This window comes from Polymorphobacter fuscus, assembly GCF_011927825.1.
Taxonomy (GTDB): Bacteria; Pseudomonadota; Alphaproteobacteria; order Sphingomonadales; family Sphingomonadaceae; genus Sandarakinorhabdus; species Sandarakinorhabdus fusca.
Window position 1 is genome coordinate 273,342 of the sequence record NZ_JAATJI010000002.1, and the last position, 15,094, is coordinate 288,435.

Annotated in this window: 16 protein-coding genes; 11 read left to right on the plus strand and 5 right to left on the minus strand. The window is 68.2% G+C overall.

The genetic code is table 11. From position 1 onward, the window contains the following. Nucleotides 1-31 precede the first annotated feature (31 nt). The 9 genes from GGQ62_RS14650 to ruvA all read left to right on the plus strand — a co-directional run bounded on the left by GGQ62_RS14650 (nt 32) and on the right by ruvA (nt 4,784). The gene (locus tag GGQ62_RS14650) at nt 32-358 is read left to right on the plus strand and encodes a DUF1244 domain-containing protein (protein ID WP_152578004.1); all 327 of its coding nucleotides are present in this window, start codon (nt 32-34) and stop codon (nt 356-358) included. Between the two features lie 51 nt (nt 359-409). Further along, nucleotides 410-652, plus strand: a complete 243-nt coding sequence (locus GGQ62_RS14655) for a DUF2312 domain-containing protein (RefSeq protein ID WP_152578003.1) — start codon at nt 410-412, stop codon at nt 650-652. 69 nt (nt 653-721) lie between these two features. Then, nucleotides 722-1,264 carry a (2Fe-2S)-binding protein gene (locus tag GGQ62_RS14660; protein WP_152578002.1) on the plus strand — a complete coding sequence of 181 codons (543 nt, stop codon included), beginning with the start codon at nt 722-724 and terminating at the stop codon, nt 1,262-1,264. Continuing rightward, nucleotides 1,257-2,039 (plus strand): FAD binding domain-containing protein, encoded by a 783-nt coding sequence (locus GGQ62_RS14665; protein WP_152578001.1) that lies wholly within the window; start codon nt 1,257-1,259, stop codon nt 2,037-2,039. Before GGQ62_RS14660 ends, GGQ62_RS14665 begins: the two co-directional genes overlap by 8 nt. A gap of 41 nt (nt 2,040-2,080) precedes the next feature. Beyond that, nucleotides 2,081-2,401 (plus strand): heavy metal-binding domain-containing protein, encoded by a 321-nt coding sequence (locus tag GGQ62_RS14670; RefSeq protein WP_152578271.1) that lies wholly within the window; start codon nt 2,081-2,083, stop codon nt 2,399-2,401. 78 nt (nt 2,402-2,479) lie between these two features. Then, nucleotides 2,480-3,220: a YebC/PmpR family DNA-binding transcriptional regulator gene (locus tag GGQ62_RS14675; protein ID WP_152578000.1), complete on the plus strand. Its 741-nt coding sequence runs from the start codon at nt 2,480-2,482 to the stop codon at nt 3,218-3,220. Further along, entirely contained in the window at nt 3,217-3,678 is a 462-nt protein-coding gene (locus tag GGQ62_RS14680) for a DUF4440 domain-containing protein (RefSeq protein ID WP_152577999.1), read from the plus strand. Before GGQ62_RS14675 ends, GGQ62_RS14680 begins: the two co-directional genes overlap by 4 nt. A gap of 18 nt (nt 3,679-3,696) precedes the next feature. Beyond that, complete coding sequence (gene ruvC / locus GGQ62_RS14685) at nt 3,697-4,188, plus strand: crossover junction endodeoxyribonuclease RuvC (RefSeq protein WP_152577998.1); 492 nt, start codon at nt 3,697-3,699, stop codon at nt 4,186-4,188. After that, a complete protein-coding gene (ruvA, locus tag GGQ62_RS14690; protein WP_152577997.1) occupies nt 4,185-4,784 on the plus strand; it encodes a Holliday junction branch migration protein RuvA in 600 nt (199 codons plus the stop codon). The genes ruvC and ruvA overlap by 4 nt, the downstream gene beginning before the upstream one ends. A gap of 50 nt (nt 4,785-4,834) precedes the next feature. Here the strand turns inward: ruvA and GGQ62_RS14695 are convergent, their stop codons facing one another. Together GGQ62_RS14695 and GGQ62_RS14700 are read right to left on the minus strand one after the other, a co-directional pair. Continuing rightward, the gene (locus tag GGQ62_RS14695) at nt 4,835-5,932 is read right to left on the minus strand and encodes a dipeptidase (protein WP_152577996.1); all 1,098 of its coding nucleotides are present in this window, start codon (nt 5,930-5,932) and stop codon (nt 4,835-4,837) included. An 87-nt stretch (nt 5,933-6,019) separates the two neighbouring features. After that, nucleotides 6,020-7,006: an SDR family oxidoreductase gene (locus tag GGQ62_RS14700; RefSeq protein WP_152577995.1), complete on the minus strand. Its 987-nt coding sequence runs from the start codon at nt 7,004-7,006 to the stop codon at nt 6,020-6,022. A gap of 121 nt (nt 7,007-7,127) precedes the next feature. Between GGQ62_RS14700 and ruvB the strand changes: the two genes are divergently transcribed. Continuing rightward, nucleotides 7,128-8,159 (plus strand): Holliday junction branch migration DNA helicase RuvB, encoded by a 1,032-nt coding sequence (gene ruvB, locus GGQ62_RS14705; protein WP_152577994.1) that lies wholly within the window; start codon nt 7,128-7,130, stop codon nt 8,157-8,159. After that, nucleotides 8,149-9,894 (plus strand): Na+/H+ antiporter, encoded by a 1,746-nt coding sequence (locus GGQ62_RS14710; protein ID WP_152577993.1) that lies wholly within the window; start codon nt 8,149-8,151, stop codon nt 9,892-9,894. Before ruvB ends, GGQ62_RS14710 begins: the two co-directional genes overlap by 11 nt. Here GGQ62_RS14710 and nadB read toward each other — a convergent pair whose 3' ends face one another. The 3 genes from nadB to GGQ62_RS14725 all read right to left on the minus strand — a co-directional run bounded on the left by nadB (nt 9,895) and on the right by GGQ62_RS14725 (nt 15,033). Continuing rightward, complete coding sequence (gene nadB, locus GGQ62_RS14715; protein ID WP_152577992.1) at nt 9,895-11,535, minus strand: L-aspartate oxidase; 1,641 nt, start codon at nt 11,533-11,535, stop codon at nt 9,895-9,897. 79 nt (nt 11,536-11,614) lie between these two features. After that, on the minus strand, nt 11,615-12,526 hold the full coding sequence (locus GGQ62_RS14720; RefSeq protein WP_152577991.1) for an ABC transporter ATP-binding protein: 912 nt from the start codon (nt 12,524-12,526) through the stop codon (nt 11,615-11,617). A 167-nt stretch (nt 12,527-12,693) separates the two neighbouring features. Further along, entirely contained in the window at nt 12,694-15,033 is a 2,340-nt protein-coding gene (locus tag GGQ62_RS14725; RefSeq protein WP_152577990.1) for a TonB-dependent receptor, read from the minus strand. Nucleotides 15,034-15,094: the final 61 nt, after the last annotated feature.

A 15,094-nucleotide genomic window follows, 5' to 3' on the forward strand; every position in this document is an offset into this window, starting at 1 on the left:
TGCCGATGATCCGCCACGAAAGATGCAGCCGATGACCGATGCTTTTGCCGATGATGCCACCCGCGACCGGATCGAGGCCGCTGCCTTTCGCCGCCTCGTCCGCCTGTTGCAGGCGCGCACCGATGTCCAGAATGTCGATCTGATGGGGGCGGGCGGCTTCTGCCGCAACTGCCTGGGCGACTGGCTGCACGAAGCAGCGGCGGAGGCAGGGGTGCCGCTGGACCATGCCGCGGCGCGCACGCATGTCTATGGCATGCACCAGGCCGATTGGAAGGCGCAGCACCAGGGGGAAGCGACCGCCAAGCAACTGGCGCGGATGGCCGGATCGGTGGAGCGCAACAAGGCGGCAGGGTTGTAGGGGGCCAGTCCAGGGTCTAACTCCGCCGACGCGAATCCCATGGAGTTATCGATGAACGAGAATGTTTCCGCCGAGCAGCTGCGCCTGTTCATCGAGCGGATCGAGACGCTGGAAGAAGAGAAGAAGGGCATCGCCGACGACATCAAGGATGTCTATGCCGAGGCCAAGGGCACCGGGTTCGATACCAAGACGATGAAGGCCATCGTCCGGCTGCGCAAGATGGAAGCGGCGGCGCGGCAGGAGGCCGAAGCGCTGCTCGACACCTACAAGACCGCGCTCGGCCTGGTGGACTGACACCAGGGGCATGGCGGCGCCGCACCGACGTCGCTAGGATGGCCGAAACGGGATTCTCGGGGGGACCGCATGCAGACGCGATTGACCATCAACGGGGAGGCCCAGACGCGCGAGGTGGCGCCAGCGACCTTGCTCGTCGACCTGCTGCGCGACGAACTGGGGCTGACCGGCACCCACATCGGCTGCGACACCAGCCAGTGCGGCGCCTGCAACGTCCTGATCGACGGCAAGGCTGTGAAAAGCTGCACCATCCTGGCGGTGCAGGTCGATGGCGCCGCGGTCACGACGATCGAAGGGCTGGCGACCAAGGATCAGGATGGCGGCGACATGCTGCATCCGATGCAGGCGGCGTTCCGCGAGCATCATGGCCTGCAATGCGGCTTCTGCACGCCGGGAATGGTGATGGCGGGGCTGGAGATCGTGCGGCGCCACGGGCCGGCCGTGTCGGCGGAAACGATCGCGCATGACCTTGAGGGCAATCTGTGCCGCTGCACCGGCTATATGAACATCGTCAAGGCGATCGAGGCAGGCGCGCGCGCGATGGGCTCGGCACCCACCGGCGCGATTGGCTCGGCGCCCTCCGGCGCGATCGGGGAGACGGTGCATGCGTGATTTTGCCTATGCCCGGCCGGTCAGCCTCGCCGATGCCGCCAGTGCCTTTGCCGGCGGCGGGGAAGCGGCCTTCATCGCCGGTGGCCACACGCTTTTGCCGGCGATCAAGTCGCGGTTGCGGATGCCCGACACGCTCGTCGACCTGGCGGCAATTCCGGGGCTCGACGGGATCGTGCCGGACGGCGACCGGCTGTGGATCGGTGCGCTGACCACCCATGCGGCGGTGGCCGCCGGGGCCGGGGCGATCCCCGGGCTGGTGGCGATGGCCAATGTCATCGGCGACCAGCAGGTGCGCAACCGGGGGACCCTGGGCGGTGTCATCGCCAACAACGACCCGGCGGCGGATTATCCGGCGGCGGTGCTGGCATTGGACGGCATGATCGAAACCGACCGCGCCAGCTATGCCGCCGACGACTTTTTCCAGGGGATGTTCGCGACGGCCCTGGCCGATGGCGAGATCGTGACGCGCGTCGGCTTCCGCATGCCGCTGGCGTCGGGCTATGCCAAGTTCCGCAACCCGGCGTCGCGCTATGCCCTCGTCGGCGTGTTCGTCGCGCGCTTTGCCGATGGTGTCGGCGTGGCGGTGATCGGCGCCGGGCCGGGGGTGTTCCGCTGGACAGCGGCCGAGGCGGCGTTGACGGCCGACTTCAGCGCCGGGGCGGTGGCGGGGCTGGTGCTTGACGCGGACGATCTCAATTCCGATCTCCACGCCAGCGCCGAATTTCGGGCGCATCTGGCCGGCGTGATGCTGGCGCAAGCGGTGGGAGACGCCTGATGCCGGGACCATGGGACAAGTCCGACGCGAAGACCGGGCGGATGATCGTGACGACGACGCCGACGGTGGAGGGCAGGATGGCGACCGAATATCTCGGCCTTGTCACCGGCGAGGCGATCATGGGCGCCAATATCTTCCGGGACATGTTCGCCGGCATTCGCGACATCGTCGGCGGCCGGGCGGGGGCGTATGAGAATGTCCTGCGCGGCGGCCGCGACCAGGCGATTTCGGAACTGATCGAGGAAGCCCAGGCGCTGGGTGCGGATGCGGTGATCGGCGTCGCCTTCAGCTATTCGGCGATCGGCGCGAGCGATTCGATGTTGATGGTGGCGGTCAGCGGCACGGCGGTGAAGCTCGCCTGACGCGGGCACGCTGCCGAAACCCCGACGGCGTAGCCGAAACCTTGCGTTGGCGCCCCGCGCTGCACTAGAGGCTGCGGCATGGCTGGTCATTCCAAATTCAAGAACATCATGCACCGCAAGGGTGCGCAGGACAAAAAGCGCTCGTCGCTGTTTTCCAAGCTGAGCCGCGAAATTACCGTGGCGGCGAAGATGGGCCTGCCCGACCCGGCGATGAACGCGCGGCTGCGCGCCGCCGTCGTCACGGCGCGGCAGGGCGGGATGCCCAAGGACAATATCGACCGCGCCATCAAGAAGGCCGAAGGCACCGAAAGCGAGAATTATGAGGAAGTTCGCTACGAGTGTTTCGGCCCCGGCGGCGTGTCGCTGATCATCGAATCGCTGACCGACAATCGCAACCGCACCGCCACCAACGTCCGCACCGCGGTGTCGCGCAATGGCGGCAATCTGGGCGCGTCGGGCTCGGTCAGCCACGGCTTCGAACGGATGGGGTTGATCTCCTATCCGGCCAAGGTGGGGGATGCCGACAAGGTGTTCGAGGCGGCACTGGAAGCCGGGGCCGAAGATGTCCAGTCGACCGACGACGGGCACGAGATCTGGACGGCGGTCGACGGCATGCACGACGTCGCCAAGGCCCTGGAAAAGGTGCTGGGCGAGGCCGAGGGGATCAAGCTGGCGTGGAAGCCGGGGTTGATGGTCACCGTCAGCGAGGACGACGCCGCGCAGTTGCTCAAGCTGATCGATGCACTGGAAGACGATGACGACGTCCAGACGGTCTGGGGCAATTACGATGTTCCCGAAGACGTGCTGGCGAAGCTGTGAAATGGGCGGTGGCGACGCTGCTGGTGATGACCGCCGTGCCGGCCGCCGCTGACGAGAGCGCCGCGATCCGCGCCGCGCGGGCGCGCTACAATGCCGCGATTGCAGCGCACGACGCGCCGACGATCCGCACCATGTTCGTCGATGACTACAAGGGGATTGCCGGCAGCGGCGGCGAGCTGATTGCCGGCGGTGACGCCATGGCGGCGTATTTTGTCCAGGCGTTTCGCAACCCGGCGTTCCTGGGCTTCGTGCGCACCCCCGATGTCGTCACCCTTGCCGACCCGGGCGATCGCGCCATGGAGCGTGGCCATTGGCAGGGCCGCACGCGCACCGCGACCGGCGAGATGCGGCTGGGCGGCGAATATCTGGCGGTGTGGGTGCCGACGCCGGCGGGATGGCGCTTGCGCAGCGAAACCTTCGTCACCCTGTCGCGCGGTGAAGTGCCGGCCGCGCAATGACCGCGGCATGACCGGGCCATGATCGTTCTGGGACTCGACCCCGGCCTGGCTGCAACCGGCTGGGGCATCATCGAAGCGACCGGCAACCGGCTGCGCCACATCGGCCATGGCACGGTCAAGACCCGGCCGGGCGAACCGCTCGCCGACCGGCTGGCGGCCCTTTATGCCGGGCTGGAAAGCGTCATCGCGGCGCATGGCTGCGCGGCGGCGGCGATCGAGGAGGTGTTCGTCAACAGCAACCCGCAATCGACGCTGAAGCTGGGCCAGGCGCGCGGCGTCGTCATGCTGGCGGCGGCACGCGGTGGCCTGCCGGTGACCGAATATGCGACGCGGCTGGTGAAAAAGGCGATCGTCGGCGTCGGCAGCGCCGACAAGCTGCAGGTCCATGCCATGGTCGAGCGGCTGTTGCCGGGGACGAAGGTGACCGGAGCCGATGCCGCCGATGCGCTGGCGGTGGCGATTGCCCATGCGCATCTGGCGGCGACCGCCCGGCTGCAGGGCGCCGCATGATCGCGCGGCTGCGGGGATTGCTCGATTCGACCAGTGCCGACGCCTGTGTGGTCGATGTGAACGGCGTCGGCTATCTCGTCAGCGCGTCGGTGAAGACGCTGGGCAATCTCGGCGGCGTCGGCACGGCGGTGGTGCTGCATATCGAAACGCAGGTGCGCGAGGATGCGATCCAGCTGTTCGGCTTTGTCACCGAGGCCGAGCGCGACAGTTTCCGGCTGCTGACGACGGTGCAGGGGGTCGGCGGCCGGGTGGCGCTGGCGATCCTGTCGGTGCTGGGGCCGGATGAGCTGGCGCACGCCATTGCCGCGGGCGATACCGCGAGCATCGCGCGCGCCAATGGCGTGGGGCCCAAGCTGGCGGCGCGGATCGCCAATGAACTGAAAGGCAAGTTCGGCGTGGTCGCACTCGGCACCGCGGCGCCCTTGCCGGTCGGACTCGGCAAGGGCGCGGTCGCCGATGCGCTGTCGGCGCTTGCCGGGCTCGGCTTTCGGCCGATGGACGCCAGCCGGGCGGTGGCGGAGGCGCAGGCCGAGCTGGGCGATGGCGCGGCCGTTGGGGAGTTGATCCGGGTGGCCCTGAAGCGCAGCGCGCGCTGACAGTACTTCAGCGCAGCGCCCGCTGACACTCCTCGGCGCGCTGCGGCCGGTCAGCCGCCCCAGGCGTCGCCGTAGAGCCGCAGCAGGTTGGCGCCCATCACCTTGTCGATCCGCGCTGATGGCCAGCCGGCGGCAACCAGGGCGTCGGCCAGTTTCTTGTAGCGCAAATGGCTGTCGAGATCGGGAATGATGGTGAAGATGTCGGGGCCTTCGCCGGGGGCAGCGATGCCGAGCGCGCGGCGTTGCTTGTCGACCGCGGCGGCGCGGGCGCGGGCAGCGTCGTCGATCACCGTCTTGCCCAGGATCCCGTCGGTGCCGATGCTGACATGATCCTCCCCGCAGATGTTGACGGCATGAGTCATGTGGCGGACGAGGTCGGCGGCCATCGGCTTGCTGTTCGCCACCAGGAACGGCATCCAGTAGATGCCGACGACGCCGCCCTTGTCGGCGACGGCCTTGAGTTCGGTGTCCCAGACGTTGCGCGGGTTGTCGTGGAGTGCGCGGCAGCCGGTGTGGCTGATCACCATCGGGCGGGTGGCGGCGGCAATGGCTTCCCTGATCGTCTGCGCGCCGCCGTGCGACAGGTCGAGCAACTGGCGATTGGCCTCGATGCGGGCGATGGTGGCGCGGCCGAGCCGCGACAGACCGGCGTTGGCCGGCTCCAGCGCACCGTCGCCCGACAGGTTGCGCAGATTATAGGTCAGCTGGACGACGCGGATGCCGAGGCCCTGCATGGTGTCGAGGCGGTCGAGCTCGGCCCCCACCATCGCCGTGTCCTGGACGCAGCAGACGATGGCGATGCGACCCGCCGCCCGAGCAGCGCTTATATCGGCAGCGCTGCGGGCGATGGTGAACAGGGCAGGGTTGGCCGCCGCGATGCGGGCATGGAGCGCGGCGCCGGCGACCAGCGCATCCCAATTGCCGCGGCCATTGCCGACATCGCCGATGGTGACCTGGATCGCACCCAGCCCGCTTTCGCGATATTCGCGAATGGCGCGCGGAGTGAGTTCCAGCGCATCGTCCTTGCCATCGGGATCGCTGATCCCGGTCAGGCCATCAATGATGAGCGGCGGCGTGCCGCCACGCGCCAACGCTGGCACCGCGGCCGCCAGTCCGGCGCCCATCATCATCATCCGCCGCGTCAGCATATCGTCCCCCTGTCGAAGGACGATAGCCGCGCAACACAGTGTGGTACAACCGGGTGCAGGGTCCAATGCCCTGCCCGCCGGCGGCGCTTACGCCGGCTGCCCGTTGCCGCCGGTCGAACCGAAGATCTGGCCGGTGGAATAGCTGAGCATCGGGTCGGCGGCGGCGACGTAGAGGCCGGCGATTTCGGCCGGCTGGCCGGGACGCTTCATCGGCGATGTGCTGCCGAACGACTGCTGCTTTTCCGGCGTCGCGCCGCCGCTGACCTGAAGCGGCGTCCAGAACGGACCGGGGGCGACGGTGTTGACGCGGATGCCCCTGGGCGCCAGCTGCTTGGCCATGCCCTTGGTGAAGTTGAGCACCGCGGCGCGCGTGAGGGCATAGTCGACGATGTCGGCAGAGGGGTCGCCGGCCTGTTCCGACGAGGTGTTGACGATGACGGCACCCGACTGCATCCGGGCGACGGCAGCACGGGTCAGCCAGAACACCGCATAGACATTGGTCTTCATCGTCGCGTCGAAGTCCTCGTCGGAGATGTCGGCGATGCCGGGGCGGGTCTGCTGGCGTGCGGCATTGTTCACCAGAATGTCGAGGCCGCCAAGTTCCGACGCGGCACGGTCGACCAACTGCTTGCAGAATTCGGCGCTGCGCAGGTCGCCGGGCAGGGCAACCGCCTTGCGGCCGGCGGCGCGGATCAGTTCGATCACTTCGCGCGCATCGGGTTCCTCGGCCGGCAGATAGTTGATGGCGACATCGGCGCCCTCGCGGGCATAGGCGATCGCCGCGGCGCGACCGATGCCGCTGTCGCCGCCGGTGATGAGGGCGCGCTTGCCGGCGAGCCGGCCGGAGCCCTTGTAGGAGGTTTCCCCATGGTCGGGGCGCGGGTTCATCTTGCTGGCAAGGCCCGGCCAGGGCTGGCGCTGCTCGGGGAAGGGCGGTTTGGGGTAGGATGGCGGCGCCGGCGCGGTCTGGGCGCCACCGGCTTGCGCCATGGCGGGCGAACCGCCGGTAGCGGCCGCGGCGGCAAGGGCAGCGCCGGTAACAACGGTGCGGCGCGAGGCTGGTGTATCGATCATGATCAGTATCCCGGTTACGGTGAACAACGGGGTAACCGCCCCCGCCGGGCCGGGTTCCGGCGGTGCGGCGATTGGACAATCGGCGATGGCCCGCGGCGGCGAGTGCGGTTAGATACGCACGATGACCGACACGCCGCTCAGCCCGCTGCGCAAGCCCGACGACATCGATGCGGCACTGCGGCCCAAGACGCTTGCCGAATTCATCGGGCAGGAGGCATTGCGCGCCAATCTGGCGGTGTTTGTCGCGGCGGCGCGGGCGCGCGGCGAACCGCTCGACCATGTGTTGCTGCACGGGCCGCCGGGGCTCGGCAAGACGACGCTGGCGCAGATCGTCGCCAAGGAACTCGGGGTCGGCTTTCGCGCCACCAGTGGCCCGGTCATCGCCAAGGCCGGCGACCTGGCGGCGCTGCTGACCAATCTCGATCACCATGACGTGCTGTTCATCGATGAAATCCACCGCCTGTCGCCGGCGGTGGAGGAAATCCTCTATCCGGCGATGGAGGACCGGGTGCTCGACCTGATGATCGGCGAGGGGCCGAGCGCGCGGTCGGTGCGGATCGACCTGCCGCACTTCACGCTGGTGGGGGCGACGACGCGCGCCGGGTTGTTGACGACGCCGCTGCGCGACCGCTTCGGGATCCCGCTGCGGCTGGTTTTCTATACCGTCGATGAGCTGGAACGGGTGGTGACGCGGGCGGCGGCGCTGCTGCAGCTCGACCTGACGGCGGATGGCGCGCGGGAGATTGCCGGGCGGGCGCGGGGCACGCCGCGTATCGCCGGGCGGCTGTTGCGGCGGGTGCGCGACTTTGCTTCGGCCGCGGGGACAGCGACCGTCGACCGGACGGCGGCGGATCGCGCGCTCAACCGGTTGGAGGTCGACAATCTCGGGCTCGATGCGATGGACCGGCGCTATCTGATGATGATCGCCGATATCTACCGCGGCGGCCCGGTAGGGATCGAGACGCTCGCCGCCGGGCTGTCGGAAGCGCGCGACACGCTGGAGGAGGTCATCGAGCCATTCCTCATCCAGTCCGGCCTCGTCGCGCGAACGGCGCGCGGACGCATGCTCAACGCCGGGGCGTGGAAGCATCTGGGCATCGCCGCACCGGCTGGGCTGTCGCTGCAGCTGCCCCTGCTCGACGATGTGGACTGAGGCTTTCGCCGCGCTGCCGGCGGACCCGAGCGCGGCGTTGCCGACGGAAGGTATCGCGGCGCTGCCGGCGGAAGGCATTGCGGCGCTGCCGGCGATCGGCAGTTCGGTGCTGGTCGTCGGCGTGCTGGTGGTCGCAGTCACGGCGCTGGCGGATGCCGCGTCGCAGCGGCTGCGCATTCCCAATTCGATCCTGCTCTTGCTGGTCGGCGTGCTGCTGTCGTTCCTGCCGTTCATGCCGCAGGTGGTGATCGATCCCGAACTGGTGCTGATGCTGGCGTTGCCGCCGCTGATCTATACGTCGGGTGTCGGCATGAGCTGGCCAGGGTTTCGCCAGAATTTGCGGCCCATCCTGCTGCTCGCCATCGGGCTGGTGGTGGTCACCGCTGCGGCCGTTGCCGGCGCGGTCCACTGGCTGCTCGGCGTGCCCTGGGCGGTAGCGTTCATCCTGGGGGCAGTGGTGTCGCCGCCCGATCCGGTGGCGCCGATGGCGATCGCCCGCACCCTGTCCGTGCCGCAAAAGCTGCTCACCATCCTGGAGGGCGAAGGGCTGATCAACGATGCGACGGCGCTGATCCTGCTCAGCTTTGCAGTAACGGCAGCGGTGACGGGGACGTTCTCGCTGCCGGCGGCGCTGGTCGATTTTGTCGTGGTCATCCTCGCTGAGCTGGCGTGGGGCTATGCCGTCGGCTGGGCGCTGCTGCGGCTGCGCCACCGCGTCGGCAGCCCGCAGATCGAGATCATGCTGGCGCTGCTGACGCCGTTCGTCGCCTTCTGGCCGCCGCACTGGCTGGGCGGGTCGGGCGTCATCGCGGCGTTGGCAGCAGGGCTGTACGTCAGCTGGCAGGGGCCGCGCTTCATTTCGCCTGCGACGCGCCTGCAGGGCTATTTCGTCTGGGGGCTGATCGCCCATGGCCTTGAGGGGCTGGTGTTCGTGCTCACCGGGCTGCAGGCGCAGCGCATCGCGTCGGGGCTGGATCAGGGCGGCTGGCAGCGGGTCGCGGTCGCCGGCGCGGTGGTCAGCCTCGTCGTCATCGTCGTGCGCTTCCTGTGGGTATTTCCGGCGACCTATCTGCCGCGCTGGCTGTCGCCCGCGCTGCGCCGGCGCGACCCCTATCCGCCTTGGCAGCAGACCTTCTTCATCGGCTTCACCGGCATCCGCGGCGCCATTTCACTGGTCGCGGCGCTGTCGATCCCGTTCGTCGCCGGCGAGGCGGCCTTTCCGGAACGCGAATTGATCCTGTTCACCACCTTCTGCGTCATCGTGGTGACGCTGGTCGGGCAGGGGTTGAGCCTGCCCTGGCTGCTGCCCCGGCTGGGGCTGGTCGCGGCCGGTCGGGCTGAGGCGGCGGCGAACAAGGCGCGCGAGGTGCAGGCGCGGATCCTGGGGGTTGAGGCGGTGCTGGCGGCGCTCGACAAGCTGGCGGCGGCCGGGGCCGATCCCGCCGCCGTGGCGGTGCTGCGCCGTCACCATGGCGACCGGTTGGCCGAATATGTCGGCACCGCCGAAGCGCAGGCGAAGGGCAGCACGGTCGCCACCGACGCCCGCTTGCAGGCGCGGCTGATCCACGCCGAACGCCGGTGCATCGCGCGCCTTTATGCCGAGCGCCGCATCACCGACGACGCCCGCCGGCGCGTCGAGCGCGAGCTCGACCTGGAAGATGCGCGCAATCGCCATGCCCTTGAAAGCGCGACGGGCAACCGGCTCGCCGACCCGGAAATCGAAGCGCTGTTCTGATCAGGACCGCGTGCTGACCGGGTCGAGCACCGTGTCCCTCGCAACTGCCGCCAGCCGGGGATAGTCGGTGGTATAGTGCAGCCCGCGGCTTTCCTTGCGGGCGCGCGCCGAACGGACGATCAGATCGGCGACGTTTACGAGGTTGCGCAGCTCGATGAGATCGGGCGTGACGCGGAAATTGCCGTAATAGTCGGCGACTTCCTTGCGCAGCAGCTTGACCCGATGGGCGGCGCGTTCCAGCCGCTTGTCGGTGCGCACGATGCCGACATAGTCCCACATGAAGCGGCGCAGCTCGTCCCAATTATGGGCGACGACGACTTCCTCGTCGGAATCGGTGACACGGCTTTCGTCCCATGGACGGATGGCGGGAACGAGCCCCTGCGCATCCCAGCAGGCGCCGATATCGTCGGCAACCGCCTGGCCGAAGACCAGGCATTCGAGGATCGAATTCGACGCCAGGCGGTTGGCGCCATGAAGGCCCGACTGGGTGACTTCGCCCGCTGCCCACAGCCCGGCAAGGTCGGTGCGGCCGGCAAGATCGACCATCACGCCGCCGCAGGAATAATGCGCTGCCGGCACCACCGGGATCGGCTGGACCGTGCAATCGATGCCGAGCTCGATGAGGCGGGCGTGGATCATCGGGAAATGGTGCCGGACGAAATCGGCGCCGAGATGCGCGATATCGAGCAGGACATGGTCGAGGCCGAGGCGCTTCATTTCGGCGTCGATGGCACGGGCGACGACATCGCGGGGGGCGAGCTCGAGCCGGTCGTCGTAGCGCTGCATGAAGCGCGTGCCATCGGGGAGCTTGAGGTGGCCGCCTTCGCCGCGGGCGGCTTCGGTGATGAGGAAGTTCTTGACGGTGGGGTGGAACAGGCAGGTCGGGTGGAACTGGTTGAATTCCATGTTCGAAACGCGGCAGCCGGCGCGCCAGGCCATGGCGATGCCATCGCCCGTCGAGCCATCGGGATTGGTCGAATATTGATAGACCCGGCTGGCGCCGCCGGTAGCGAGCACCACTGCCTTGCCGACGAAACATTCGACCCGGCGGCTGGCGATGTTGAAGGCATAGACGCCGTGGCAGGCGCGCGCCGCAAAGCGTTCGCCTTCGACATGGGCGGAGGTGACGAGGTCGATCGCCACCATGCCGGGGACGAGCGTGATATTGGGGTGGGCGACGGCGGCGGCCTGCAGTGCCTGCTGCACGGCAAAGCCCGTGCTGTCATCGACATGGACGATGCGGCGGTGGCTGTGGCCGCCTTCGCGCGTCAGGTGCCAGCGTTCGGACAGCGTGTCGCCGGGGTTGAAGGGTACGCCCAATGCTGCCAGCCGGTCGATCGCGGCGGCGGCATTCTCGACGACGAATTCGACCGTGGCGCGGTGGTTGAGCCCGGCGCCGGCGACCATCGTGTCCTCGATGTGACTTTCGAAGGTGTCGCCGGCTTCGAGAACCGCGGCGATCCCGCCCTGCGCCCAGCTCGTCGAGCCGCCGTCGAGGTTGCCCTTGGCGAGGACGGCGACCTTGAAGCGCGTCGCCAAGGTGAGCGCGGCGGTCAGGCCGGCAGCGCCCGAGCCAAGGACGATGACGTCATAGATCTGGGCGTCTGGCGCGGGCGAGTCGGGCGTGAACGTGTCGGGCATCTGCGGGTATGCTCATGCTGGCGAGGCAGTTGGCCGGCAGGACGCTCCCCCCGGCCCCCTCCCTGGCAGGGAGGGGAGGCTAGCTGCGGGTGAGTTCGAGGAACACGTCTTCGAGATCGGCTTCCTGGGTGGAGACGTCGACGACGCCGAGGCCGGCGGCCGCCACGGCCGCCAGCACCTGGCCGGCGTTGCGGCTGCGTTTGTCATAGGTCAGCACCAGCATCCGGTCGCCCTTCAGTTCGGTGCGTTCCTCGAGCCCCGGCGGCACGTCCGCCAGATCGCGATCGACGGTGACGATCAGCTTCTTGTCGCCGGCGGTCGACAGCAACACCGAGGTCAGGTCGTTGGCGACGACCTGGCCGTTGTTGATGATGGCGATGCGATCGCACAGCGCCTCGGCTTCTTCCAGATAATGCGTCGTCAGGACAACGGTGGTGCCCTGGGCGTGGAGGGTGCGGACATAGTCCCACAGCTGCTGGCGCAGCTCGATATCGACGCCGGCGGTCGGCTCGTCGAGCACCAGCACCGGCGGGTTGTGGACCAGTGCCTTGGCGACCAGCAGCCGGCGTTTCATGCCGCCCGACAGGGTGCGCGAATAGACATGCGCCTTGTCCTCCAGGTGCACGGCGCGGAGCAGTTCCATGCTGCGGCGCTTCGCCTTAGGGACGCCGAACAGCCCGGCCTGGAGTTCCAGCGTTTCAAAGGGGGTGAAGAAGGCATCGAACACCAGTTCCTGCGGGACGATGCCGATGCTGGCCTTGGCGTTGCGCGGGTGGTCGGTGATGTCGAAGCCCCAGATGTCGGCGCGGCCGGCGGTCTTGTTGACGAGCCCGGCGAGGATGTTGATCATCGTCGACTTGCCGGCGCCATTGGGGCCGAGCAGTCCGAACATGCTGCCGCGCGGGATTTCGAGGTCGATGCCGCGCAGCGCCTGCTTGCCGCCGGCATAGGTCTTTTCCAGGCCGCGGATGGAAATGGCGGATTGCGTCATGCGTCGGGGATAGGCGTGGGCGCGGGGGCGGGCAAGGGGCGCTTTGTTGCAGGTGGATCACGCGAGCACGCAGGGGCGAAGCCCATGCCGACGTCAGACGAGGCGGCGGGGGAGTAGTCCCGCCGCCTCGCTGGCGGTCTTGCGCCTGTCGGCGCGCGGCGCGGCGACTAGAAGCGGTAGAGGCCCTCCACGCCGAACAGCCGCGGCAGGCCGCGAATGAAGGTCGGGATGCCGAACGACCCGCCGGTGTTGCCGGCATCGAGGACATAGTCCTTGTTGAGCAGGTTGGTCGCAAAGCCGAGCAGCTGCCATTTGCCGTCGGGGTCCTGGACGCCGGCGCGCAAATTGACCAGCGTGACCGGGCCTTGCGACGTGACCGGGTTGTTGGGCAGTTCGAAGAACACGCTGCTGCGATAGGTGACGGTGGGGGTCGCGAACAGCTCGATCCCGGGCGTCAGCGGCACGGTCAGCGTGCCGCCGGCGGCGCCCTGCCATTCCGACTGGAGGCGGAAGCGATCGCCCGAGAAGGTCGGATAGGCCGGGTTCTCATCGACGCGGGCGTCGATATAGGCGCCATTGGCGAACAGCTTGAGGTTGCTGCCGACACGTGCCGCGACTTCGGCCTCCACACCCTTGTTCGTCGCGCTGCCGGCGCTGACCGTCAGGTTGGGCAGGCCGGGGCGGACGAGGCTGACCTGGAAGTCCTTGTACTTCATGTAGAAGGCGCCGACGCTGCCCGAGATCGGGCCGGAGAAGAACTTCACCCCGGCTTCGTAGTTGGTGACGATTTCGGCGCCGACATCGGTGCGGTTGGGAAGGCCGCCGGCGCGCGCGCCGAGCTGCACCACCGGCGAGCGGCGACCGCGCGAATAGGTGGCGTAAAGATTGGCGAAATCGGTCGCCTTCCACAGGATGTTGGCACGCGGCAGAAAGGCCTGGAAATCGCCCTGCGCTTCGAAGGTTTCGCCCTTGGTGTCGATCTGGCCGGGCACCAGCGCCGCGCCCGACAGCACGGCGTTGGGAACGCGGGCGAAGAAGAAGCTGGTGCGGTCTTCGATCAGCAGGCGGGCGCCGGCGGTCAGTTCCAGGCTGGGCACCGGGATCCAGGTCACGTCGGCGAAGGTCGAATAGGTGGTGATACGCGCCGAATTCTTGAATTCGGAGCTGTAGGGGATGACCGTGGCCCGGCCGCCGGTGGCGATCGCCGTGGCGCGCGACGCGGTCACGACGCCGGCGGCGTTGATGCAGCCAAGGCCCGGAAACGCCGGCGCGGCCGTGCGTGCGGTGGCGCAGGCGAGGAACGTGCCTTCTTCCGACGAGAAGGGCACCCGCTGCGACCCGGTTTCGTGAAAGACGTTGAAGCCGGCAAAGGCGCGCAGGGTTTCGCCGGCATAGTTGATCCGGGTTTCGCTGCTGATCTGTTCGCCGCGGGCATCTTCGGCGAATTCGAGGAACCAGGCCTGGGTGCCGTCGGCATCGAAGACTTCGTTCGAATCGAAGCGGCGATAGCCGATGATCTGGGTGATGCTGGTGGTGTCGGACAGATTGTACCGCGCCGTCAGGTTGACGTCATAGACGTTGCGGACAAGCTCGGGCTCCGGCCCGCCGAGGACCGCCTCGCTGAGCGGCGAGCCCGAGACTTCGGCGAAGGTGAATGGCGAGGTGTTGCCGCCGGTCGGGGCATAGGTGCCCGATTTGAAGGCGGTGCCGGGTGCCCGCTGGCCGTCATAGGTGCCGACGAGGTCGATCAGCAGATCGTCCTTGTCATAGCGCAGCGACAGGCGCGCGCCATATTGGCCCTGGCCGTTCAGGTCGTCACGGACCGGGCCATTGGGCGTCTGCGAGCCCGGGCGGCCGGCGATATTCTCGACAACGCCGTCGCGCAGCTTCACCCCGAAGGCGAGGCGGGCGCTGAGCACATCGCCGCCGAGGTTGAAATAGCCATCGACCCGGCGCTGGTTGTAATTGCCATAGGCGGCACGCAGCGCGGCGCTGGTGGTCTTTTCGGGCTTGGCGGTGATGATGCTGACCGCGCCGACGGCAGCGGCGGTGCCGAACAGCGTTGCCTGCGGGCCCTTGACGACTTCGATGCGCTCAAGGTCGTACAGGTCGAAATATGACCCGCGCGAGCGGCTGACATCGACGCCATTGAGATAGACGGTGACGGCCGGTGCGCCCTGCGAGGATCCCGAGTCCGAGGTGACGCCGCGGATGACGAAGCCGGGGTTGTTGGGGCTCTGTTCCTGGATGTTGAGGCCGGGGACGAAGCCGGCCAGCTGGTCGAACTGGGTGACGCCAAGCTCGCGCAGCGTGGCGCCGCTGAAGGCGGTGATGGTGATCGGCACTTCCGAAATCCGCTGTTCGCGCTTCTGCGCGGTGACAACGATGTCGTTGCTGTCGCCGATGGCGTCGCTGGCGTCGGCCAGCTGGGTTGCGGTCTGTGCGGCGAGCGGCGCGGTGATAAGCAGGCTGGTGACAGCCGCCGACGCCAGAAGAACGTGTCGCATGAATTTGCCCCTGATTTGCGCAACGGGTGAATGAGCTGTTGCTGCGCTGCAGCGGGGCGAT

Coding starts and splice junctions, on each gene's coding strand:
- GGQ62_RS14650 (WP_152578004.1), top strand. CDS start 32: ATGACCGATGCTTTTGCCGATGATGCCACCCGCGACCGGATCGAGGCC.
- GGQ62_RS14655 (WP_152578003.1), top strand. CDS start 410: ATGAACGAGAATGTTTCCGCCGAGCAGCTGCGCCTGTTCATCGAGCGG.
- GGQ62_RS14660 (WP_152578002.1), top strand. CDS start 722: ATGCAGACGCGATTGACCATCAACGGGGAGGCCCAGACGCGCGAGGTG.
- GGQ62_RS14665 (WP_152578001.1), top strand. CDS start 1,257: ATGCGTGATTTTGCCTATGCCCGGCCGGTCAGCCTCGCCGATGCCGCC.
- GGQ62_RS14670 (WP_152578271.1), top strand. CDS start 2,081: ATGATCGTGACGACGACGCCGACGGTGGAGGGCAGGATGGCGACCGAA.
- GGQ62_RS14675 (WP_152578000.1), top strand. CDS start 2,480: ATGGCTGGTCATTCCAAATTCAAGAACATCATGCACCGCAAGGGTGCG.
- ruvC (WP_152577998.1), top strand. CDS start 3,697: ATGATCGTTCTGGGACTCGACCCCGGCCTGGCTGCAACCGGCTGGGGC.
- ruvA (WP_152577997.1), top strand. CDS start 4,185: ATGATCGCGCGGCTGCGGGGATTGCTCGATTCGACCAGTGCCGACGCC.
- GGQ62_RS14695 (WP_152577996.1), bottom strand. CDS start 5,932: ATGCTGACGCGGCGGATGATGATGATGGGCGCCGGACTGGCGGCCGCG.
- GGQ62_RS14700 (WP_152577995.1), bottom strand. CDS start 7,006: ATGATCGATACACCAGCCTCGCGCCGCACCGTTGTTACCGGCGCTGCC.
- ruvB (WP_152577994.1), top strand. CDS start 7,128: ATGACCGACACGCCGCTCAGCCCGCTGCGCAAGCCCGACGACATCGAT.
- GGQ62_RS14710 (WP_152577993.1), top strand. CDS start 8,149: ATGTGGACTGAGGCTTTCGCCGCGCTGCCGGCGGACCCGAGCGCGGCG.
- nadB (WP_152577992.1), bottom strand. CDS start 11,535: ATGCCCGACACGTTCACGCCCGACTCGCCCGCGCCAGACGCCCAGATC.
- GGQ62_RS14720 (WP_152577991.1), bottom strand. CDS start 12,526: ATGACGCAATCCGCCATTTCCATCCGCGGCCTGGAAAAGACCTATGCC.
- GGQ62_RS14725 (WP_152577990.1), bottom strand. CDS start 15,033: ATGCGACACGTTCTTCTGGCGTCGGCGGCTGTCACCAGCCTGCTTATC.